The organism is Polaromonas sp. P3_B4 (genome assembly GCF_056402835.1).
In genome coordinates this window covers 1,873,460-1,894,684 of the sequence record NZ_JBFUGQ010000001.1, presented here as the reverse complement: position 1 = coordinate 1,894,684, position 21,225 = coordinate 1,873,460, and the positions used below count along the sequence as shown (strand labels likewise).

The following is a 21,225-nucleotide window of genomic DNA, read 5'->3' as shown; positions in this document are numbered from 1 at the left end:
TGACAAAGCCGCTTCAAGCCATGAAGGATTATTCCTTGATGTCGACAGCGTAGAAGTTGTGGCGGCCGAACGGGCTGTTCTTGTAGCCGATCACGCTTTTGCGGATGGGCTTGAGCTGCACCGCGTGGGCGATGGTGAACCAGGGAGCCTGTTCCTTGAAGATGACCTGGGCCTGCTGGTAGAGCTTGATGCGCTCGGCAGGATTGGTCACCGTCTTGGCTTTCAGGACCAGGTCTTCATAAGGCTGGTAGCAGAACTTGGCGATGTTGGAACCGCTGGCGGACTGGGCTGAAGCGCAGCCGAGCAGGGTGTACATGAAGTTGTCAGGATCGCCGTTGTCGCCGGTCCAGCCCAGCATGCCCATCTGGTGTTCGCCAGCCTGCAAACGCTTGCGGTACTCGCCCCATTCGAAGCTCTTGATCTCGGCGGTCACACCGACCTTGACCAGGTCAGCCTGCATCAACTCGGCAATGCGCTTGGCGTTCGGGTTGTACGGGCGCTGCACGGGCATGGCCCACAGGTCGGTGGTGAAACCGTTGGGGAAGCCGGCCTGGGCCAGCAATTTCTTGGCGGCTTCGGGGTTGTACTCGTCGTCCTTGATGGCGTTGTTGTATGCGGCCATGGTTGGCGGGATCGGGTTCTTGGCGGCAACACCGGTGCTCAGGTACACACCGTCAACAATGGCTTTCTTGTTGATGGCCATGTTGATGGCCTTGCGCACGCGCACGTCGTCAAACGGCTTCTTGGTCGTGTTGTAGGCGAGGTAGCCCACGTTCAGGCCGGCCTGCTCGACGATCGTCACGTTCGCGTCCTTGCGGATCGCGTCGAGGTCGGCGGGATTGGGGTAGGGCATGACGTGGCATTCGTTCTTCTGCAGCTTGGCCCAGCGGACCGAAGCGTCAGGCGTGATCGAGTACACGAGGTCGTCGATCTTGGCTTTGCCGCCCCAGTATTGCGGGAAGGCCTTGTAGCGGATGACCGCGTCTTTTTGGTACTGAACCAGGTAGAAGGGGCCGGTGCCGACCGGGTCCTGGTCGATTTTTTCCGGCGTGCCGGCTTTCAGCATGGCGTCGGCGTATTCCTTGGACTGCAAGGCCGCGTAAGGCATGGCCAGGTTGGCGAGGAACGGTGCTTCAGGCTTGTCCAGCGTGATCTTGACGGTGTAGTCGTTGACCTTTTCCACCGATTTCAGCAGCTTGGGCATGCCCATGTCGCTGAAGTAGGAGTGGTTGGGGCTGGTGACCTTGAAGAAAGCGTTGTCTTCTTTCCACTGGCGTTCGAACATGAACAGCACGTCGTCTGCGTTGAAGTCGCGCGTTGGTTTGAAGGCCTTATTGCTGGCATGCCACTTCACGCCCTTGCGCAGGTGGAAGGTGTATTCCTTGCCGTCGGCGGAAATGTCCCATTTTTCGGCCAGGCCGGGAACGACCTTGGTGCCGCCGTATTCGAATTCCACGAGGCGGTTGTAGACGGGTTCGTTGGCATCAAACGACGTACCCGTGGTGTTGACGCCAGGGTAGAAGTTTTCGGGGCTGCCTTCAGAGCAGAACACCAGCGTCTTCGCGGAGACGGGTGAAAGTGCCAGCAGCGCTGGCAGGGCAACAGCGCACAGCAATGCGCGCTGGACCGGACGCAGCCGGCTTGCACTTGGTTTGGTCTGAATCATTTGACGATCCCTTTGGAGGTTAATGCTGCTTCTTGCAGCGGGGCTTGCGGCCAGATTGCACAACATTTGTGACGTTGTGCGCCCTGGTCATTGAAAAACGTGGCCTGAAACCGGTGCTTGAGCGCATGGTTTCAGGTCACGCAGTGAGAAAGTTTTCAGCATAGTGGCACGCAACCTGCCGCTCTGCAACTTCACGCAGCTGCGGCCTTTCGGCGCGGCAACGGTCGGTGACGTGGGGGCAGCGGGTGGAAAACACGCAACCGGTGGGCGGGTTCAGCGGCGAGGGCAGCTCGCCCTTGAGCACGATGCGCTGTTTGACGCCGGTGCCGGCCAAGCCGGGTGTGGAGGCCAGCAGGGCCTGGGTGTAGGGGTGCAGGGGTCGGTTGAACAGGGCATTTTTCTCGCCTTGTTCAACGGCATGGCCCAAGTACATCACCAGCACGTCGTGGGCGATGTGGCGCACCACACCCAGATCGTGCGAGATGAACAGGTAAGCCAGGCCCATGGACTGCTGCAGGTCGGCCAGCAGGTTGAGCACCTGGGCCTGGATGGAGACGTCAAGAGCCGACACCGGCTCATCGGCCACTACCACGATGGGGTTGAGCATCAGCGCGCGCGCGATGGCGATGCGTTGGCGCTGGCCGCCTGAAAACATGTGGGGATAGCGGTCATAGTGCTCTGGGCGCAGGCCCACCATGGCCAGCATGGCGCGTGCCTTTTCGGCGCGCTCCGCAGCGTTCAGGGTGGTGTTGATTTCAAGCGGCGCTTCAAGGATGGCGCCGATTTTCTTGCGCGGGTTGAGTGAGCCGTAGGGGTTCTGGAACACCAGCTGCACGGCCTTGCGCAGGCCCACGCGCTTTTCGGGGGAGCCGACGGCGTCGATGCCGGTGATGCGCAGTTCGCCGCCCGTGGGCGTTTCGATCAGCGACACCATGCGGGCCAGCGTCGATTTGCCGCAGCCGGATTCGCCCACGACAGCCAGCGTCTTGCCGGCATGGACCGAGAAGGACACGCCGCCGACGGCTTGCAGGTGGTCGGACTTGCGCATGAAACCGCGGCGGATTTCGTAAACCTGTTTGAGGTTTTTGGCCTCGACGACGGGGCCGGTAGGCAGGGTGCCTGGGGTAGTGACGGTGGCGGTGCTCATTGCGCGGCCTCCATCACGGGGGTGTCGCGTTCGATGTTGGCCTCGCGGCTGGGATCACCCAGTGGGTAGTGGCAGCGAACCATGCCGTCCTTCCAGGCGCGCAGCAGCGGGCGCTCGTTGCGGGAATGTTCGGTGGCATAGGCGCAGCGCGGGGCAAACAGGCATCCGGCAGGGCGGTCATAGAGGCCGGGCACCATGCCGGGGATGGTTGCCAGGCGCGCGCTACCGTCGCTGCGCTCGGGCAGGGCCGACAGAAGTGCTTCGGTGTAGGGATGCTGCGGGGTGTTGAAGAGGGCGTGTGCGCTTTGCTCTTCCATGATCTGGCCGGCGTACATCACCGCGATGCGCTGTGCCATTTCGGACACCACGCCCATGTTGTGCGTGATCAGCACCAGGGCCATGCCACGCTCTTTTTGCAGGCTGCGCAGCAGGTCCAGGATTTGGGCCTGGATGGTGACGTCGAGCGCCGTGGTGGGCTCGTCGGCAATCAGCAGGCGCGGGTTGCAGGCAATCGCCATGGCAATCATCACGCGCTGGTTCATGCCGCCCGACAGTTGGTGCGGATAGGCCTTCAGGCGGCTTTCGGGTGAATTGATGCCGACCTGCTCAAGCAGTTCGATAGCCTTGCGTGTGGCCGCCTTTTTATCCATGCCCAGGTGCAGACGCAGGGTTTCGGTGATCTGGAAGCCGACGGTGAAGCAGGGGTTCAGGCTGGTCGTGGGTTCCTGGAAGATCATCGCGACGTCTTTGCCGATGAGCTTGTTGCGCTCGCCTTGCGACAGCTTGAGGAGGTCGTGGCCGGCAAACCGCAGTTTGTCGGCTTTCACGCGGCCGGGGTAGGCCACCAGGCCCATCAAGGCCATCATGGTGACGCTCTTGCCGGAGCCGGATTCGCCCACGATGCCGAGGACTTCGCCTTCTTCCAGCGACAGGCTGATGCCGTCGACGGCGTGCATCACGCCGTTTTGTGAGGGAAATTCAACAGAAAGATTTTCGATTTCAAGAAGGGCCATATTAGTAACTCCCCCTTCTCGGCTCACTTCGTGTAGCCGGATCCCCCCGCAGGGGGCAACAGCTGCGGCCCGGCAAAGCCGGTTCCGCGCTGTTACTTGCGAAGAGGTTCATGAGGGGTGGGTGAATCTTGTTCATCTTTTTAGCTTGGGATCGAATGCATCACGCAGTCCGTCGCCGAGCAAATTGAAGGCCAGCACAGTGATCAAAATTGCGAGGCCGGGGAAGGTGACTACCCACCAGGCGCGCAGGACGAATTCGCGGGCGTCGGCCAGCATGGTGCCCCATTCGGGTGAGGGCGGCTGGGCGCCCAGGCCCAGGAAGCCCAGGGCGGCTGCGTCCAGGATGGCGGTGGACACGCCGAGCGAGGCCTGGACGATCAGCGGCGCCGTGCAGTTGGGCAGGATTTCGCTGAACATGAGGCGGATGCGGCTGGCACCGCTCATGCGTGCGGCGGTTACGTAGTCGCGCGAGGTTTCGGCAATCACCGCGGCGCGTGTGATACGGACGTAATGCGGCAGCACGACGATGGCGACAGCCAGCATCGCGTTCATCAGGCCGGGACCGAGGATGGCCACGATCACGATGGCCAGCAGCAGGCTGGGCAGCGTGAGGATGATGTCCATCAGGCGCATCACCGCGATCTCGAAGATGCCGCGGAAAAAGCCTGCCAGCAGGCCCAGCACCGTGCCGACGACCACCGACAGCGCCACCACAGCCAGGCCGATGACCAGCGACAGGCGGGCGCCGTACATCAACCTGGTCAGGATATCCCGGCCGATCGCGTCTGTGCCCAGGGGGTAAGTCCATGACCCGCCGGTTTGCCAGGCTGGGGGTTTGAGGAACACCGCGTTGTTGGTGATATTGGGCGCATGCGGCGCCAGCAGCGGCGCGAACAGCGCGATCAGCAACACGCCAATGACAATGACCAGGCCGATCACGGCGCCGTTGTTTGCACTGAAGTAGTTCCAGAATTCGCGCAGCGGATGCGGTGGCGCGGGCGCAGTAGCGGGTTTCAAGGTGGCCGTGCTCATCGCTGATGCCTGATGCGTGGGTTAATGATGCCGTAGGTGATGTCCACCAGCAGGTTGACGGCCATGACGATGGCGCCCAGCAGCAGGATGCCGCCCTGCAGCACGGGGTAGTCGCGGCGACTGATGGCTTCGATCAGCCACTTGCCGACGCCCGGCCAGGAAAAAATGGTTTCGGTGAGGATGGCGCCGGTGAACAGCACGCCCACCTGCAGGCCGATCACGGTGACCACCGGGATCAGCGCGTTGCGCAGCGCATGCAGGGCCACCACGCGCAGGTTGGAGAGGCCTTTGGCGCGCGCGGTGCGGATGTAGTCCTCGCCCAGCACTTCCAGCATGGCCGAGCGCGTCATGCGCGCGATCACCGCCAGCGGGTTGGTGCCCAGCACGATCATGGGCAATATCAGGTGCGAGGCGGCCGACCAGAACGCGCCCTTGTCGTCCGACAGCAGCGAGTCGATCAGCAGAAAGCCGGTGGTGGGCTCGATGAAGTACTGCACGGAGAGCCGGCCCGACACGGGTGTCCAGCCGAGCTGCACCGAGAACAGCAGGATCAGCAGCAGCCCCCACCAGAAAATAGGCATGGAATACCCCGTGAGGGACACCCCCATGACGCCATGGTCGAGTATGGAGTTTCGCTTGACCGCCGCCAGAATGCCCGCGGGGATGCCGATCAGCAGTGCAAACAAGATGGCGCACACGGCGAGTTCGATGGTGGCCGGAAACAGCGTGAGGAATTCGCGCAGTACAGGCTCCTGCGTGATCAGGGACTTGCCCAGGTCACCCTTGAGGACCCGGCCGATGTAGATGCCGTACTGCACCATTACGGGTCGGTCCAGGCCATATTCCTTGAGCAATTGCGCGTGGCGCACCGGATCGATGCCGCGCTCGCCCGCCATGGTTTCGATCGGGTCGCCGGGCACCATGCGGATCAGGAAGAAGGCCAGCAGAGTCATCCCCAAAAAGGTGGGAATGATCAGGCTCAGTCGGGTAAAAATAAAGCGCAGCATTATCGCGGGATGCTAAGGCAGGACTTGGCGCGGGGTGTGGGAAAACCGTCGCGCTGGTGACAGGCAGGGCGCGCGAAATTTTCCGCCGCCTCGGTTTTTGAATGCAGTAGCTGCAGTGGCATCGACATGGAGTCTTGTTTTGTTAAGTCTGGTGCGGGCGGTGCCGCGGGGAATTTTTTATCTTAGCAACAATAGCGTCGGTTTTCGACTGTGCCGCTGGTGGCAGGCTACCGAGTAACCCTATGGCATTAGCAGACGTTTCAGGTAGTTTTGGGCGTTAATGGAAGCGGGCGGAAGAGCGCCGGAGTAACGCAGGAAGCGTGCCAGCGGCTGGGCGCTTTGGCATAGGCCCCGCTGCACGCGCGCATAAAAAAAGGCCGGTAGATACCGGCCTTTTGATATCGGCAAGAGCCGATTACTTGACGTGCTTGCCGATCAGGCCAGCCATCTCGAACATCGACACCTGCGCCTTGCCGAAGACGGCACGCAGTTTTTCGTCGGCGTTGATCATGCGCTTGTTGACCTTGTCCTGCAGGCCCTTGGATTTGATGTAAACCCACAGCTTGCTGACGATCTCGGTACGTGGCAGAGGCTTGTCGCCCACCACGGCTGCCAGTGCGGGGCTCAAGGTCAGTGCCTTCATGAACGCTGCATTGGGAGTGCGCTTTTTGGCAGGCGCTTTTTTCGCTGCTGGCTTTTTGGCCGCAACTTTCTTGGCGGGAGCTGCTTTCTTCGCGGCTACCTTCTTTGCAGGCGCTGCCTTTTTCGCAGGAGCCTTCTTCGCAGGAGCTGCTTTCTTCGCAGCTACTTTCTTTGCCGGAGCAGCCTTTTTTGCAGGCGCTTTTTTAGCCGGTGCTTTTTTTGCAGTTGCCATGATTGATTTTCCTTCTAGAAGTTGATAAATCACCACACGGATAACTACTCTTCCTTGTGGCAATGCGGATGCTACTGGAGAAAAACGCAGTTTCCTAGTGCAAACGCACTTTATTTGCGCCTGGATGTTGCAGATTTACCTCTGAAAATCAGGAAAACGCCTATGAGAATCACGCCGCAAGCCGCCCATTCGCCCCCGGTGACGTGCTCTCCGGCGAAAAATGCGCCCAGAAAAATCGCGATCAACGGGTTCACAAAGGCGTAGCTGGTGGCCACTGCAGGTGACGCATTGGCCAGCAAATACAGGTAGGCGCTGAAGGCGATGAGCGAGCCGAACACCACGAGATAGAGCCATGCGAGCAGGGCTTCGGGCTGCGCCGGCCAGTTGGCGGCGGCCTGGTGGTGCTCACCCAATGCAAGAGAAATCACCATCAACACCGCGCCGCCACACAACATTTCGCTGGCAAAACCCGCGGGGCCGTTCGCCAGCGGCAGCCGGGTGGTGGACAGCACCGAGCCAAGTGACCACAGCAAGGTCGCCCCCGCAATGCACGCCATGCCGACGGGAGCAGCGCTAAAGCTGGAGCCTTGCACCAGCATCAGCACACCTGCCAGCCCCACCACCATGCCCAGGAACTCCAGCCTGCTGGGCCGCTGGCCCAGCAGGAGGCCCCAGGCCGACACCATCATGGGAACCACCGCGATGAAGGTGGCGATCAGTCCGGAGCCGATGTGAACTTCAGCCGATGCTGTCAGCCCCATCCCGCCGCCCAGCATCAGGGTGCCGATGACGGCGGCGTTGGCCCACTCGCGCCTGCTGGGCAGCTTGTGCCCGCGTATCAGCACCCAAGCCATCATCAGAAGGCCGGCCGCCAGGAAACGCGTGCCCATCTGGAAGAAAGGCGGAAAGCTGATCAGGGCAAAGCGGATTGCCAGGTAAGTGGAGCCCCACACCAGGTAACAGGCGAGCAGGGCAGGGATCAAAAGCGCCGGCGCTTTGCCGGTGGCGGAGGATGAAATGAGTGCGGAGGTCATGCCCGCATGGTAGGTTGCCAAACGCCCTCAGACTATGCAAAACTAACGGCAAAACTGCAGCTGGCCTTTAAATTTAAAGCTTAAAAAGCGATATGACCGAAACCACCGAATGGGACCATTACGACAGCCGCATCCTCGGCGAACTGCAGCGCGATGCGCGGATCACCATGGCCGAGCTGGGCCGCCGTGTTCACCTGAGCCAGCCGGCAGTCACGGAGCGTGTGCGCAAGCTCGAACTGGGCGGCGTGATCAAAGGTTACCGGGCCGAGGTTGACCTGGCGCGGCTGGGTTACGGCATACGCGCTATCGCGCGGGTAGGGCGGGTCGAGTACGCCCGGGTGGTCAAGCTGATCGAGCAGACGCCCGAAGTGATCAATGCCTACAACGTCACCGGCGAGGACAGCTGGGTGCTGGAAATCGCGGTGATCGACGTGGCGCACCTGGACGCGGTGGTGACCAAGTTCTGCATCCTCACCGAGACCTCGACCTCCATCGTGCTGAATGCCCCCCGCGAGAATGCGGTGGTCTTGCCCGCCCGGCGCGAAGACATCAAACCCGTCATCAAGAAAGTCACCGGAAAATGAGCCAAGACAATCTCGCCTCCTTCGCCACCTGCGATCTCTGCGACCTCCACAAAGGCGACACCTCGGGCCGCTTCAGGGTGCTTCCGCCGGTTTTCAGGAGCTATGGCGGGCATCAGAAGTTCAGCGGGCCTGTGGTCACCGTTCAGTGCTTTGAAGACAACTCGCCAGTCAAGGCGGCGGTGGAGTCGCCCGGCGAGGCGCGCGTGCTGGTGGTGGACGGGGGCGCCTCGCTGCGCCGCGCGCTGCTGGGCGGCAATCTGGGCGCCGCCGCCGCCAAAAACGGCTGGGCAGGGGTGCTGATTGACGGTTGCGTGCGCGACGTGGCGGAGCTGGCGCAATGCCAGACCGGCATCCGCGCCCTGGCAAGCATGCCGCTGCCCACGGAAAGGCGCCAGGCGGGCCTGCGTGACATCGCTGTGCAGATACAGGGCGTCTGGGTGCGGCCGGGCGACTGGCTCTACTCCGACGAGGACGGGGTGGTGGTGATGCCGGCGCCTGCGCAAGCGTAGACGCAGGGCGCTTGCAATCCAGGCGCTCTGCCGCCGGGCGCAGAAGTTTGCAGCGGGGGCGCTGGATGGATTATTGGCAAAATCGGCCTGAAACCCAATAAACAAGGGCGTAAGCGGCTATAAATTTAATAGCACTCACGCGCTGTCTTTACGCAGCAGAGGCGGGCCGCTCATGCCCTGCTTCTCATTGCTGCCAAAAAATACTCAGAACCCCGCAAGAGCGATCGAGTTCTTCAGCGCTTGCCCACCGCCGTAGCTATCCTGCTCGGGTGGCACGCCGCCCAGCGACACGCGGATCGCGCAGTATTTGAACTCCGGGATCTTCGCAAACGGGTCCAGCGCGGCGTTGGTCAGCTTGTTGATGGCCGCCTCGTAGTAACAGAAAGGTACAAAAACCGCGCCGCGTGGCGAGCTTTCGTCGGCGCGGGCATACAGCTCCACCTTGCCGCGGCGTGACTCAATGGTCACCACGTCGCCGGGCTTGCCACCCATGGCGGCAAGGTCGAGCGGGTGTACCAGGGCGACAGGATCGGGCTCGATCGCGTCCAGCACCGTGGCGCGCCGGGTCATGCTGCCGGTGTGCCAATGCTCCAGCTGGCGCCCGGTGATCAGCACCATCGGGTATTCGGTGTCCGGGCGCTCATTGGCCGGGATGATGTCGGCCGGCACGAACTTCGCGCGGCCGCCTTCGCGGGGGAAGTCGTCCACGAATACCACCGATTGGCCGGGATCGCCTTCCTTCATGCAGGGGTAGGTGACCGAATGCTCGCGGTCAAGCCGGTCCCAGGTGATGCCGCCAATGCTCGGCATGGTGTGGCGCATCTCGTCGAAGACTTCGCTGACATGGTTGTAATGCCAGCCGCAGCCCATCCGGTTGGCGATCTGCGTAATGATCCAGAGGTCCTGGCGCGCATCGCCGGGCGGGTTGATCGCCTTGCGGCCCATCTGCACCAGGCGGTCGGTGTTGGTAAAGCTGCCGTCCTTTTCAGGAAAGGCGCTGGCCGGCAGGATCACGTCCGCCAGGTAGGCCGTTTCGGTCAGGAAGATGTCCTGCACCACGAGGTGCTCCAGCGCCGCCAGGGCTTCACGCGCGTGGTTGGCGTCGGGATCGGACATGGCCGGGTTCTCGCCCTGCACGTACATCCCCTTGATGCCGCCCTTTTTGATGGCGTGCATCACTTCGACCACCGTCAGGCCGACCTGGTCGTCCAGGGTGCCGGGGGCCAGCTTCCAGGCCTTCTCGAAACTGGCGCGGACCTCGGGCTTGGACACATGCTGGTAGTCTGGCAGCATCATGGGGATCAGGCCCGCGTCGGACGCGCCCTGCACGTTGTTCTGGCCGCGCAGAGGATGCAGGCCGGTACCGGGACGGCCGATCTGGCCGGTCATCAGCGAAAGGGCGATCAGGCAACGCGCGTTGTCGGTGCCGTGCACGTGCTGCGACACACCCATGCCCCACAGGATCATCGAGCCTTTGGAAGTGGCGAACAGCCGGGCCACATAACGCAGCGTGTCGGCATCGATGCCGCAGATAGGCGCCATCAATTCGGGCGTGTAGCCTTCGACGTTCTTGCGCAATTCTTCGTAGCCGATGGTGCGGCTGTCGATAAAGGCCTGGTCCACCAAGCCCTCGGTCACGATGACGTTCATCATCGCGTTGAGCATGGGCACGTCAGTATCGGGCTTGAACTGCAGGTGACGGTGCGCCACGCGCGTGAGGTCGGAGCGACGCGGATCCATCACGATCAGCTTGGTGCCGTTTTTCACGGCGTTCTTGATCCAGGTGGCGGCCACCGGGTGGTTCACCGTCGGGTTGGCGCCGATGATCACGACCACATCGGCCTTGGTGACATCCATGACGGGGTTAGAGACGGCGCCAGAACCAATGCCTTCCAGCAAGGCGACGACCGACGATGCATGGCACAGGCGCGTGCAGTGGTCCACATTGTTGCTGCCAAAGCCGGTGCGCACCAGCTTCTGGAACAGGTAGGCTTCTTCGTTGCTGCCCTTGGCAGAGCCAAAGCCGGCCAGCGATTTCTTGCCATGCTGGTCGCGGATGGCGGCCAGCTTGCCGCCGGCGAATTCCAGCGCTTCTTCCCAGCTGGCTTCGCGGAACACGTCCATCACGCGGTCCGGATCCATCGTGAAGTCGCCGGTTTTGGGCATGCCTTCGCGGCGGATCAAGGGTTTGGTCAGGCGATGGGGGTGGTGTGCATAGTCAAAGCCGTAGCGGCCCTTGACGCACAGGCGCTCATGGTTGGCGGGGCCGTCGCGCCCTTCAACAAACAGGATCTTGTCGTCCTTGACGTTGTAGGTCAGCTGGCAGCCGACACCGCAATACGGGCAGACCGACTCGACCTGCTTGTCCGGCACGGTGAGTGCAGCTTCACGGGCCGGCATCAACGCACCTGTCGGGCAGGCCTGGACACATTCGCCGCAGGCCACGCAGGTGGACACACCCATGGGGTCGTCCATGTCGAAAACAATCTTGGCCTGGTCGCCGCGGAAGGCCAGCCCGATCACGTCATTGACCTGTTCGTCACGGCAGGCGCGCAGGCAGCGCGTGCACTGGATGCAGGCGTCAAGGTTCACGGCGATGGCCGGGTGGGACACATCCTGACGCACCTGCGGGCGCGCCTCGAAGCGAGGCTTGCCGACCCCGATTTTGGCCGCCCACTGGTCCACCTCGTTGTTGCGGGTGTATTCCTTCTCGGGCATATCCGACAGCAACAGTTCCAGCACCATCTTTTGCGATGCCACGGCGCGCTCGCTATCGGTGACGACCTTCATGCCGGCGGCCGGTGCCCGGCAGCATGAGGGAGCGAGTACGCGCTCACCGTTGATCTCGACCATGCAGGAGCGGCAGTTGCCGACGGCTTCCAGGCCTTCCTTGAAGCACAGGTGGGGGATTTCCACGCCTTCGCGCTTGGCGACCTGGAGCAAGGATTCAGTGGCGCGGCCCTGGACTTCGCGGCCGTTGAGGCTGAAGCTTACGAGCGGCGAGTCGAGTTCGGCGAGTTCCTGGCGGGTAATTGCATTCATGGGAGATCCTTAAAGTGCACAGCTAGGCCGGCCGCAGCGCCGGGCCGCCCCAAGCAAGGCCAGCCCCCTCGGGGGGCAGCGTAGTACGCAAAGCGACAAGCGTGGGGGCTCATAGTTCATGGGAGAAGTACTTGACGACGCAGTCCATGGGATTGGGCGCTGCCTGACCGAGGCCGCAGATCGATGCGTCGCGCATGACCAGAGACAGGTCTGCCAGCAGAGCGAGATCCCACTTGGGTTGCTCCATGAGATGCGCCGCCTTTGCCGTGCCGACACGGCAGGGCGTGCACTGGCCGCAGGACTCGTGGTGGAAGAATCGCATCATGTTGCGTGCCGCATCGGTGGCTGTGTCCTTGTCGGACAGGATCATCACGGCGGCCGAGCCGATGAAACAGCCGTAAGGCTGCAGCGTGTCGAAGTCCAGCGGGATGGTGTTCATCGTGGCGGGCAGGATGCCGCCTGAAGCACCGCCGGGCAGGTAAGCATAAAACTTCTGGCCGTCCAGCATGCCGCCGCAGTATTCGTCGATCAGCTCCTGGATGGTGATGCCGGCCGGTGCCAGCTTGACGCCAGGCTCCTTGACCCGCCCGGACACGGAGAACGAGCGCAAGCCTTTGCGGCCATTGCGGCCGTGCGAAGCGAACCACTCACCGCCTTTTTCCAGGATGTCGCGCACCCAATACAGAGTCTCGAAGTTGTGCTCGAGCGTCGGCCGGCCGAACAAGCCCACTTGTGCGACGTAGGGGGGGCGCAGGCGGGGCATGCCGCGTTTGCCTTCGATGGATTCGATCATGGCCGACTCTTCGCCGCAGATGTAGGCGCCCGCGCCGCGGCGCAGTTCGATTTCGGGCATGCCGGTCATCAGGGGGTCCAGCCTCAGCCTGGCCACTTCGGCCTCCAGCATGTTGCGGCAACCGTGGTATTCGTCGCGCAGGTAAACGTAGATTTTTTCGATGCCGACAGCCCAGGCAGCGATCAGCATGCCTTCGAGGAAGCGGTGCGGGTCACGCTCCAGGTAAACGCGGTCCTTGAAGGTGCCGGGTTCGCCTTCGTCGATGTTGACCGCCATCAGGCGCGGGCCTTTTTCGGCACGTACGATGCGCCACTTTCGGCCGGAAGGAAAGCCGGCGCCGCCCAGACCGCGCAGGCCGGAGTCTTCCATGGTCTTGAGAACAGTCTCGATATCGCGCTCGCCCGAAATGCACTGCTTGAGCAGGCTGTAGCCGCCTTTCGCCTGGTAGGCGGGCAGGTCGGTAAAACCTTCGGGAACATGCTGGGTGGCCCTTGCCGCCACGGTTGCGGCGATGGTTTCGCAGCTGGCGTTCGGCACCGGGTTTTGTCCCACCACGGCCGCAGGGGCCTGCTCGCATCGACCAATGCAAGGCGCTGCGATGACGCGGATGTCCCGGCCGAGCAGGGCGGGCAGCCTGTCCAAAAGGTCTTTGGCGCCTGCCATTTCGCAGGCCAAGCCATCGCAGACCCGCACCGTGAGTGCGGCTGGAGCGGCTTCGCCCTCCTTAACCACGTCGAAGTGGTGATAGAAGGTTGCCACCTCATAGACCTCGGTCTGCGCCAGCCTCATCTCCTGAGCCAGTGCGGCCAGATGGGCGGCCGACAGGTGACCGAACTTATCCTGAATCTTGTGCAGGTGTTCGATCAGCAGGTCCGGCTGACGCGACTCGGTGCCCAACAGGCTCTGCACTTCGGCCAACGACTGCGGGTCGACGCGGCGCCCCTTGGGTGCTTGACGCTTTCGCTGCTTGGAGGCGTCGATGACGGCGATGGGAATGATGGGGTGGTTCATGAAGCGTGTGGGCTCGCTGTGTGGCTGGCGTTGGTGGCGTGAGAGTTGCCCGACCTAGATCACGCGTTCGGCGCGTAATTCGGCGATGTAATCGGCGCCGTAGCCCAATTGCGTCAATACTTCGTCGGTGTGCTCACCCAGCAGGGGTGAGCGGGTGACCTCGGTGGCGCTGTCGGACATCTTGATCGGGTTGCCCACGGTCAGGTATTTGCCGCGGGTGGGGTGGTCGACTTCAACAATCGTTCCGGTTTCGCGAAGCGCGGGCTCTTCCGCAATTTCCTTCATCGACAGAATGGGGCCGCAGGGGATGTCGTATTTGTTGAGGATTTCCATGGCCTCGAATTTGGTCTTGGTCATGGTCCATTTTTCGATGCGCGCAAAGATTGGCTTCAAGTGCAGCAAGCGGGCGGCCGGCGTCGCGAAGGCTTCGTCGTCGATCCAGCTTTCTTCGCCGATCACCTTGCACACGGCTGGCCATACGGCGCCCTGGGTGATGAAGTAGATGTAGGCATTGGGGTCGGTTTCCCAGCCCTTGCATTTCAGGATGGAGCCGGGCTGGCCACCGCCAGAAGCATTGCCGGCGCGGGGGACCGCTTCGCCGAACTTGCCGTCGGGGTACTGCGGATACTCGTGCATGGTGCCGGTGCGCTCCAGGCGCTGCTGGTCGCGCAGTTTGACCCGGCACAGGTTCAGCACGGCATCCTGCATGGGCGCCAGTACTTTCTGGCCGCGCCCCGTGGTGTTGCGCTGATAGAGGGCTGCGACGATGCCGAGCGCGAGGTGCAGGCCGGTTCCGCTGTCACCAATTTGTGCGCCCGTGACCATGGGCGGGCCGTCGTCAAAGCCGGAAGTGGAGGCCGAGCCGCCGGCACACTGGGCGACGTTCTCGTAAACCTTGCAGTCTTCGTAGGGGCCGGGGCCAAAACCCTTGACCGATGCGACGATCATCCGGGGATTGAGCTTCTGGATGTGTTCCCAGGTGATACCCATGCGGTCCAGCGCGCCTGGCGCGAAATTTTCGACCAGCACATCGCATTCCTTGATCAGGGTGTCCAGGACCTCCTTGCCCTTCGGCTTCTTGGTGTCCAGCGTGATTGAACGCTTGTTGTGGTTCAGCATGGTGAAGTACAGGCTGTCCACGCCGGGAATATCGCGCAACTGTCCGCGAGTCGCGTCGCCTTCGCCGGCGCGCTCGACCTTGATGACGTCTGCGCCGAACCATGCCAGCAACTGGGTGCACGTAGGCCCGGACTGGACGTGGGTGAAGTCAAGGATGCGAACGCCGTCTAACGCTTTGCTCATGAAAGTTCCTGCTGGAGGTTGAAATGGATGCTCGTGTGGCTTGCGCCATGCTGCAGGACACCTGGGTGCCCGGTTCAACCCCTATGTTAATCACTGCACCGGTGATGTGCCTTTGTCTTTTGGGTTACGGTGTTTTGCCTTGAGGGACAAGCTGCATCTCCAGTTCCGTCAGGCGTTTTTTCAGATTGCGTTCTTCGGCAAAGCGGGCGGTTTCATCGCGGATCACCGCGACGATCGCCGACACCTTGTTGTCCGGGGTATGTAACAGCGCGACGGTAAAGGCAATAGACAACCCGTGCCCGTCCTTGTGCACTGCGGGCACACGAAGGACGTCGTTGCCATACCGCGTTTGTCCGGTCGCCATTGTCTTGTGGTAGCCGTCCCAGTGGCGCTGCTGCTGGCGCTGCGGGATGATGATGTCCAGCGATTTACCCAGGGCTTCTTCTTCTGTGAAGCCAAACATCCGCTGGGCCGCAGGGTTCCACAAGACAATTGCACCACCGGCATCGGAAGCCACAATGGCATCGCCAACAGCCTCCACAAGCTGTTTCAGGTCGGTTGTTGTTTGCATATGTCCACTCCTGTTACCGAAAAATAAGCTGACTGAGGCCTTAAAAAAAACGGCGCTCAATCTGAACGCCGTCTTTCTGGGCCATCAAGACCGCTACTTCAAGATTGCGCTCACACCGCTTTTGCAGTGTGCATGGCCGCGATTTGGTCTTTGCTGTAACCGAGTTCGGCCAGAACCTCATCGGTGTGCTCGCCCAGCAGGGGCGATGCCGTTACTTCGGGCTTGGTGTCAGAGAACTTGATCGGACTGCCCACGGTGAAGTAGCTACCCCGCACTTTATGCGGGACTTCAACGATGGAGCCACTGGCGCGCAAGGATTTGTCATGCAACAACTCCTTCATCGACAACACGGGCGCGCAAGGAATATCAAATTTTCGGAAGACGTCCACGGCTTCGAACTTGGTCTTGTCGGCGATGAATGCTTCAATCGTGGCGAAGATATCCATGATGTGCGGCTGGCGTGCCTTGGCCGTGGTGTAGGCCGGGTCGGTTTTCCACTCTGGTTTGCCCAGTGCGTCGCAGATCGGCTCCCAGGCGTGCCCCTGTACCGTGAAATAGATATAGGCGTTGGGGTCGGTCTCCCAGCCCTTGCATTTCAAAATCCAGCCGGGTTGTCCGCCACCGCCGGCATTGGCGCCGCGCGGTACCACGCCGTCTTTGAAAGCTTCCATTTCATGCGGGTATTGCGGGTACTCTTCCAGGTAGCCAAGGTTGTCCAGACGCAACTGGTCGCGCATTTTGACGCGGCACAGGTTGAGCACACTGTCCTGCATGGACACGGCGACTTTTTGGCCCTTGCCAGTCTTCTGCCGGCCGATATAGGCCGTCAAAATACCGATGGCCAGGTGCATGCCGGTATTGCTGTCGCCCAAGGCGGCAGACGAAATGGTGGGGCCTGAGTTCTCGCCCTTCCAGTAGCCGGTGGTGGACGCTGCGCCGCCTGCGCACTGGGCCACGTTTTCGTAAACCTTCAAGTCTTCGTAGTGGTGGCCGTCAGAGAAACCCTTGACGGATGCCAGAATCATTTTTGGGTTGAGTGACTGGATGTGTTCCCAGGTGAATCCCATACGGTCCAGCGCACCGGGACCAAAATTCTCGACCATCACGTCGGATTCCTTGATGAGCCTCTCCAACACTTCCTTGCCTTCGGGCTTTTTGGTGTCCAGCGTCAGGCCGCGCTTGTTGCTGTTGAGCATGGTGAAATACAGCGCGTCAGCGCCTTCGATGTCACGCAACTGGCTTCGGGTAACGTCGCCAGAGCCAGGACGCTCGACCTTGATCACGTCAGCGCCGAACCAGGCCAGCATCTGGGTACAGGCGGGTCCTGCCTGAACGTGGGTGAAGTCGATGATCTTGATGCCGGCGAGTGGTTTGTTGCTCATTTTGATTTCTCCTTAGGATGCTTTGGATTACTTCTTTGCTGCAGCGCTTTGCGGATTCAGACTTGTGATCCGGCCGCTCTCGGTGCCTGCAGTTTCGTCAATGATCGCGTTGATCAGGGTCGGCTTGCCGGACTTGACGGCTTCGTCCAGCGCCTTGGCCAGCTCTGCCGGTGTGTTGGCTAGAACGCCCACGCCGCCGAAAGCCTGCATCATCATTTCGTAGCGTGCATTCTTGACGAAAACGGTGGGTGCCACATCGCCGCCTAGCGGATTGACGTCAGTGCCCTTGTAAATGCCGTTGTTGTTGAAGACGATGACACAAATTGGAAGGTTATAGCGGCAGATGGTTTCTACCTCCATGCCGCTAAAGCCGAAAGCGCTGTCGCCTTCGATGGCAATTACGGGTTTACCCGTAACCACCGCGGCCGCGACGGCAAAGCCCATGCCGATGCCCATGATGCCCCAGGTGCCGACGTCCAGACGCTTGCGGGGCTCATACATGTCGACAATGCTGCGCGCGAAATCCAGGGTGTTCGCGCCTTCGTTCACCACGATGGCGTCGGGACGCGCCTTGACCGCATTGCGGATGACGTTCAGTGCGCTGTGGAAGTTCATCGTGGGCGGATTGAGCGCCAGCGTCGCCGCCATTTTGGACAGGTTCTTGTCCTTGCGTTCGTTGATCCCTTGAGTCCATTCGGCCGGCGGTTTGGCCCAGCTTGAGCCCAGGCCTGCCAGCAGCGCGGAGACGCACGAACCGATGTCGCCGACCAGGGGTGCGGCGATCGGTACGTTGCTGTCCATTTCGGTCGGCGAGATGTCGATCTGGATGAACTGGCGGGTGTCGGCATTCTGGCCGCCCCAGGTCTTGCCTTTACCGTGCGAGAGCAACCAGTTCAAGCGCGCACCGACCAGCATCACCACATCGGCTTCTGCCAGCACGTGAGAGCGGGTGGCCGAAGCCGACTGTGGATGCGTATCCGGCAGCAGGCCTTTGGCCATGGACATCGGCAAATAAGGGATGCCGGTTTTCTCGATCAGGGTGCGGATATCGGCGTCGCACTGCGCATAGGCAGCGCCTTTGCCAAGCACGATCAGCGGGCGTTTGGCGCCCTTGAGCAGGTCCAGTGCGCGTTTGACCGCATCGGGGGCGGGAATCTGGCGCGGTGCGGGATCGACCACCTTGATGAGCGATTTCTTGCCGGCTGCGGCGTCCATCGACTGGCTGAACAGTTTGGCCGGCAGGTCGAGGTAAACGCCGCCGGGACGGCCAGACAGCGCCGAACGGATGGCGCGAGCGATGCCGACACCGATGTCTTCGGCATGGAGGACGCGAAATGCTGCTTTGCACAATGGCTTGGCAATTGCCAGCTGGTCCATTTCCTCGTAGTCGCCTTGCTGAAGATCGACAATCTCGCGCTCGCTGGAGCCGCTGATGAGGATCATCGGGAAGCAATTGGTCGTTGCATTGGCCAGGGCGGTGAGTCCGTTGAGGAAGCCTGGCGCGGATACCGTCAGGCAAATCCCTGGTTTTTGCGTCAGGAAGCCCGCAGCCGCAGCGGCGTTGCCGGCGTGCTGCTCGTGGCGGAAAGAAATCATGCGGATTCCTTCGGCCTGCGCCTTGCGGGTCAGGTCGGTAATGGGAATGCCGGGCAGGGCGAAGATCGTGTCAATGCCGTTGAGCTTGAGGGCATCGATGACGAGGTGAAAACCGTCGATCTGCTCTGTCGTGGAGGTCGCGTTGGTCATAATGAATGTCTCTTCGTGTGACTTCGATAAAGGTTGAGCAAAGCAGTTGGCTGTGTGTCCCGCCCTGGAAAACGTATTGACCTGAATCAGGGTCTTCCGCGGTGGGTCACGTTGCTTCACTTTTTGCACTCAGGCGGGTCATTTGCACCGTCGAGGTATCATAGGAATCGATTCAGATTTGGCCATTGACCACGGTCAATTTTCGGTGGATTCCCCACCCCGAAAAACCCGCCAATCTGCGTCTCGCTCAATCCTTATTGCCCCCATGTCGTCCATACCAAATCATCCCGAGAGAAACGTCATTCGCGTGCAGTTGGCGCAGAACATTGTTTTGAAGGGGATGACGGCGGAACAGAGTGCAGAATTGGAGTCGCACTTGGTCATTGTTGACGGCCAGAAAGGTGACTCCCTGCTGGAGCAGGGCGTGCACGAAATGGAGCAATATTTCATTCTTGAGGGCATCCTCAAGCGGGTGGTGACCAACGAGCAGGCCAAGGAGATGATTCTTCGCTTTGCCGACGAGCGGGACATGGAAACCAGCTACGCGGCCTGGCGCCTGGGCACCCCCACGCCATACAGCACGGTCTGCGTTACCAAGGTTCGGGTGGCAAAGCTGCCCTTGCCCGAATGGGTGGCTTTCCTGGAGCGGCATCATGAAATCAAGCAGTCGTTCGAGTATTACGTGATGCGCCTGATGAGTGAAATCATGGCCCATACCATCACGCTGCATTTGCTGGATGCACCGGGGCGCGTCAAGCGCTTTCAGCGCAAACATCCGGAGCTGTTTGACCGCATTCCGAAGAAGGAACTGGCGTCTTACCTGAATCTCTCAGCAGAAACCCTTAGCCGGCTTAAACAACGCGGCAAGATCTGACAGGTTCAGCGAAGCGGAAATAAAAAAGCCGGGTGATGTACCCGGCTTTTTTGTGGCTTTTCGCAGGAGGTCAGTCCACCGGCTGTTCTGCCGCGAATTCGCTCTTCTTGGGTGGGCGAATCTTTGCCATGACGCGAGAAATCAATGGCCAGAACAGCAACACCAGGGCCAGCGTGGTGATGCCGCCGACCAGTGGGTTAGACCACATGATGGACATTTCACCTTGCGACACAAGCATGGCCTGGCGGAATGAATCCTCAGCCTTGTCTCCGAGAACCAGTGCCAGAACCAGCGGCGCCAGCGGATAGTCGAGCTTCTTGAAGAGATAGCCGATGACACCGAACAGCATCATGAACCAGATATCCAGCATGGCGTTGTGCACGGTGTAGGCGCCAATCGCGCAGATCACCACAATCACAGGGGCAATGATGGAGAACGGAATGCGCAGGATGGATGCGAACAACGGGACGGTGGTCAGCACAACGATCAGGCCCACCAGGTTACCCAGGTACATACTGGCGATAAGCCCCCAGACGAAGTCCTTCTGTTCAACAAACAGCAGCGGTCCGGGCTGCAGGCCCCAGATCAGCAGGCCGCCGAGCAGCACGGCTGCGGTGGGTGAGCCTGGAATGCCCAGTGCCAGCATGGGGAGCAGGGCGCTGGTGCCGGCGGCATGCGCTGCGGTTTCGGGCGCAATCACGCCTTCGATTTCGCCGGTGCCGAATTTCGAGCCGTTCTTTGACATCTTCTTGGCAAGGCCGTAACTCATGAACGAGGCAGGTGTGGCGCCGCCAGGGGTGATGCCCATCCAGATGCCGATCAGCGAGCTGCGAAGGGACGTCATCCAGTATTTCGGCAACTTCTTCCATGTTTCCAGTACGACCTTGGGGTCGATCTTGGCGCTCTTGCCAGAGAAAGCCAGGCCTTCTTCCATGGACAGCAGGATTTCGCCGATACCGAACAGACCGATCACCGCGATCAGGAAATCGAAACCGCGCATAAGGTCCGGGATGCCGAAGGTCAGGCGCAACTGGCCGGTCACGGTGTCCATCCCAACAGACGCCAGCGCAAAGCCGATCGTCATGGACGCGAGGATCTTGAACGGAGACCCTTTTCCCATGCCCACAAAGCTGCAGAAAGTCAGCAGGTAGACCGCGAAAAACTCGGGAGGGCCGAACTTGAGCGCGAACTTGGCGACGAGTGGCGCCAGGAAGGTGATCATCACCACGGCAACGAAAGCGCCGATAAAAGAGGAGGTGAACGCAGCCGTCAGCGCGGCGCCGGCTTTGCCTTGCTGGGCCATCGGGTAGCCGTCAAAGGTGGTGGCCACCGACCAGGGCTCTCCCGGAATATTGAACAAAATGGAGGTGATCGCACCGCCAAAAAGCGCACCCCAATAGATGCAGGACAGCATGATGATGGCCGAAGTGGGCGACATCGTGAAAGTCAGTGGCAGCAAGATAGCCACACCGTTGGCGCCGCCCAGGCCGGGCAGCACGCCGATCAGCACACCCAGAATGATGCCCACGAACATCAGGACGATGTTCATCGGCGTCAGGATGACGCTGAATCCGTGAAAAAGCGAGTTAAGTTCTTCCATTTCGATATCCGGTAAAAGTTCAGTGGGCTCGTTGTGGG

General features: G+C 61.0%; 17 protein-coding genes. 3 read left to right on the top strand and 14 right to left on the bottom strand.

Translation table 11 applies throughout. The features are described from left to right. Window positions 1-28 precede the first annotated feature (28 nt). The 7 genes from AC1DVV_RS09035 to yedA all read right to left on the bottom strand — a co-directional run bounded on the left by AC1DVV_RS09035 (window position 29) and on the right by yedA (window position 7,773). Window positions 29-1,666, bottom strand: a complete 1,638-nt coding sequence (locus tag AC1DVV_RS09035; RefSeq protein ID WP_457280468.1) for an ABC transporter substrate-binding protein — start codon at window positions 1,664-1,666, stop codon at window positions 29-31. A 136-nt stretch (window positions 1,667-1,802) separates the two neighbouring features. Beyond that, window positions 1,803-2,813 carry a peptide ABC transporter ATP-binding protein gene (locus tag AC1DVV_RS09030; RefSeq protein ID WP_457280469.1) on the bottom strand — a complete coding sequence of 337 codons (1,011 nt, stop codon included), beginning with the start codon at window positions 2,811-2,813 and terminating at the stop codon, window positions 1,803-1,805. Next, window positions 2,810-3,826 (bottom strand): ABC transporter ATP-binding protein, encoded by a 1,017-nt coding sequence (locus AC1DVV_RS09025; RefSeq protein ID WP_457280470.1) that lies wholly within the window; start codon window positions 3,824-3,826, stop codon window positions 2,810-2,812. Before AC1DVV_RS09025 ends, AC1DVV_RS09030 begins: the two co-directional genes overlap by 4 nt. A gap of 132 nt (window positions 3,827-3,958) precedes the next feature. Next, window positions 3,959-4,858 (bottom strand): ABC transporter permease subunit, encoded by a 900-nt coding sequence (locus AC1DVV_RS09020; protein ID WP_457280471.1) that lies wholly within the window; start codon window positions 4,856-4,858, stop codon window positions 3,959-3,961. Beyond that, window positions 4,855-5,865, bottom strand: coding sequence for an ABC transporter permease subunit (locus AC1DVV_RS09015; RefSeq protein ID WP_457280472.1), 1,011 nt, complete (start codon window positions 5,863-5,865; stop codon window positions 4,855-4,857). The genes AC1DVV_RS09020 and AC1DVV_RS09015 overlap by 4 nt, the downstream gene beginning before the upstream one ends. 415 nt (window positions 5,866-6,280) lie before the next feature. Beyond that, entirely contained in the window at window positions 6,281-6,739 is a 459-nt protein-coding gene (locus AC1DVV_RS09010; RefSeq protein WP_122956824.1) for an SWIB/MDM2 domain-containing protein, read from the bottom strand. Between the two features lie 110 nt (window positions 6,740-6,849). Further along, window positions 6,850-7,773, bottom strand: a complete 924-nt coding sequence (yedA, locus tag AC1DVV_RS09005; RefSeq protein WP_457280473.1) for a drug/metabolite exporter YedA — start codon at window positions 7,771-7,773, stop codon at window positions 6,850-6,852. Between the two features lie 92 nt (window positions 7,774-7,865). Between yedA and AC1DVV_RS09000 the strand changes: the two genes are divergently transcribed. Together AC1DVV_RS09000 and rraA are read left to right on the top strand one after the other, a co-directional pair. Continuing rightward, window positions 7,866-8,357, top strand: a complete 492-nt coding sequence (locus AC1DVV_RS09000) for an Lrp/AsnC family transcriptional regulator (RefSeq protein ID WP_007873193.1) — start codon at window positions 7,866-7,868, stop codon at window positions 8,355-8,357. After that, the gene (gene rraA / locus AC1DVV_RS08995; RefSeq protein ID WP_457280474.1) at window positions 8,354-8,866 is read left to right on the top strand and encodes a ribonuclease E activity regulator RraA; all 513 of its coding nucleotides are present in this window, start codon (window positions 8,354-8,356) and stop codon (window positions 8,864-8,866) included. Before AC1DVV_RS09000 ends, rraA begins: the two co-directional genes overlap by 4 nt. A gap of 204 nt (window positions 8,867-9,070) precedes the next feature. On the opposite strand, the gene fdhF is transcribed toward rraA, so the two are convergent. The 6 genes from fdhF to oxc all read right to left on the bottom strand — a co-directional run bounded on the left by fdhF (window position 9,071) and on the right by oxc (window position 18,713). Beyond that, the gene (fdhF, locus tag AC1DVV_RS08990; RefSeq protein ID WP_457280475.1) at window positions 9,071-11,908 is read right to left on the bottom strand and encodes a formate dehydrogenase subunit alpha; all 2,838 of its coding nucleotides are present in this window, start codon (window positions 11,906-11,908) and stop codon (window positions 9,071-9,073) included. A 109-nt stretch (window positions 11,909-12,017) separates the two neighbouring features. Then, window positions 12,018-13,712 (bottom strand): NAD(P)H-dependent oxidoreductase subunit E, encoded by a 1,695-nt coding sequence (locus AC1DVV_RS08985; protein ID WP_477665803.1) that lies wholly within the window; start codon window positions 13,710-13,712, stop codon window positions 12,018-12,020. Between the two features lie 54 nt (window positions 13,713-13,766). Continuing rightward, window positions 13,767-15,014 (bottom strand): formyl-CoA transferase, encoded by a 1,248-nt coding sequence (frc, locus tag AC1DVV_RS08980; protein ID WP_457280477.1) that lies wholly within the window; start codon window positions 15,012-15,014, stop codon window positions 13,767-13,769. Between the two features lie 124 nt (window positions 15,015-15,138). Beyond that, on the bottom strand, window positions 15,139-15,585 hold the full coding sequence (locus AC1DVV_RS08975) for a PAS domain-containing protein (RefSeq protein ID WP_457280478.1): 447 nt from the start codon (window positions 15,583-15,585) through the stop codon (window positions 15,139-15,141). Window positions 15,586-15,695: 110 nt separating this feature from the next. Beyond that, window positions 15,696-16,967, bottom strand: a complete 1,272-nt coding sequence (gene frc, locus AC1DVV_RS08970; RefSeq protein WP_457280479.1) for a formyl-CoA transferase — start codon at window positions 16,965-16,967, stop codon at window positions 15,696-15,698. A 27-nt stretch (window positions 16,968-16,994) separates the two neighbouring features. Then, complete coding sequence (oxc, locus tag AC1DVV_RS08965; protein WP_457280480.1) at window positions 16,995-18,713, bottom strand: oxalyl-CoA decarboxylase; 1,719 nt, start codon at window positions 18,711-18,713, stop codon at window positions 16,995-16,997. A gap of 265 nt (window positions 18,714-18,978) precedes the next feature. On the opposite strand from oxc, the gene AC1DVV_RS08960 reads away from it, so the two are divergent. Beyond that, the gene (locus tag AC1DVV_RS08960; RefSeq protein ID WP_457280975.1) at window positions 18,979-19,587 is read left to right on the top strand and encodes a Crp/Fnr family transcriptional regulator; all 609 of its coding nucleotides are present in this window, start codon (window positions 18,979-18,981) and stop codon (window positions 19,585-19,587) included. A 70-nt stretch (window positions 19,588-19,657) separates the two neighbouring features. Here AC1DVV_RS08960 and AC1DVV_RS08955 read toward each other — a convergent pair whose 3' ends face one another. Then, entirely contained in the window at window positions 19,658-21,187 is a 1,530-nt protein-coding gene (locus AC1DVV_RS08955) for a tripartite tricarboxylate transporter permease (protein WP_457280481.1), read from the bottom strand. Between the last annotated feature and the right edge of the window lie 38 nt (window positions 21,188-21,225).

Coding starts and splice junctions, on each gene's coding strand:
- AC1DVV_RS09035 (WP_457280468.1), bottom strand. CDS start 1,666: ATGATTCAGACCAAACCAAGTGCAAGCCGGCTGCGTCCGGTCCAGCGC.
- AC1DVV_RS09030 (WP_457280469.1), bottom strand. CDS start 2,813: ATGAGCACCGCCACCGTCACTACCCCAGGCACCCTGCCTACCGGCCCC.
- AC1DVV_RS09025 (WP_457280470.1), bottom strand. CDS start 3,826: ATGGCCCTTCTTGAAATCGAAAATCTTTCTGTTGAATTTCCCTCACAA.
- AC1DVV_RS09020 (WP_457280471.1), bottom strand. CDS start 4,858: ATGAGCACGGCCACCTTGAAACCCGCTACTGCGCCCGCGCCACCGCAT.
- AC1DVV_RS09015 (WP_457280472.1), bottom strand. CDS start 5,865: ATGCTGCGCTTTATTTTTACCCGACTGAGCCTGATCATTCCCACCTTT.
- AC1DVV_RS09010 (WP_122956824.1), bottom strand. CDS start 6,739: ATGGCAACTGCAAAAAAAGCACCGGCTAAAAAAGCGCCTGCAAAAAAG.
- yedA (WP_457280473.1), bottom strand. CDS start 7,773: ATGACCTCCGCACTCATTTCATCCTCCGCCACCGGCAAAGCGCCGGCG.
- AC1DVV_RS09000 (WP_007873193.1), top strand. CDS start 7,866: ATGACCGAAACCACCGAATGGGACCATTACGACAGCCGCATCCTCGGC.
- rraA (WP_457280474.1), top strand. CDS start 8,354: ATGAGCCAAGACAATCTCGCCTCCTTCGCCACCTGCGATCTCTGCGAC.
- fdhF (WP_457280475.1), bottom strand. CDS start 11,908: ATGAATGCAATTACCCGCCAGGAACTCGCCGAACTCGACTCGCCGCTC.
- AC1DVV_RS08985 (WP_477665803.1), bottom strand. CDS start 13,712: ATGAACCACCCCATCATTCCCATCGCCGTCATCGACGCCTCCAAGCAG.
- frc (WP_457280477.1), bottom strand. CDS start 15,014: ATGAGCAAAGCGTTAGACGGCGTTCGCATCCTTGACTTCACCCACGTC.
- AC1DVV_RS08975 (WP_457280478.1), bottom strand. CDS start 15,585: ATGCAAACAACAACCGACCTGAAACAGCTTGTGGAGGCTGTTGGCGAT.
- frc (WP_457280479.1), bottom strand. CDS start 16,967: ATGAGCAACAAACCACTCGCCGGCATCAAGATCATCGACTTCACCCAC.
- oxc (WP_457280480.1), bottom strand. CDS start 18,713: ATGACCAACGCGACCTCCACGACAGAGCAGATCGACGGTTTTCACCTC.
- AC1DVV_RS08960 (WP_457280975.1), top strand. CDS start 18,979: ATGTCGTCCATACCAAATCATCCCGAGAGAAACGTCATTCGCGTGCAG.
- AC1DVV_RS08955 (WP_457280481.1), bottom strand. CDS start 21,187: ATGGAAGAACTTAACTCGCTTTTTCACGGATTCAGCGTCATCCTGACG.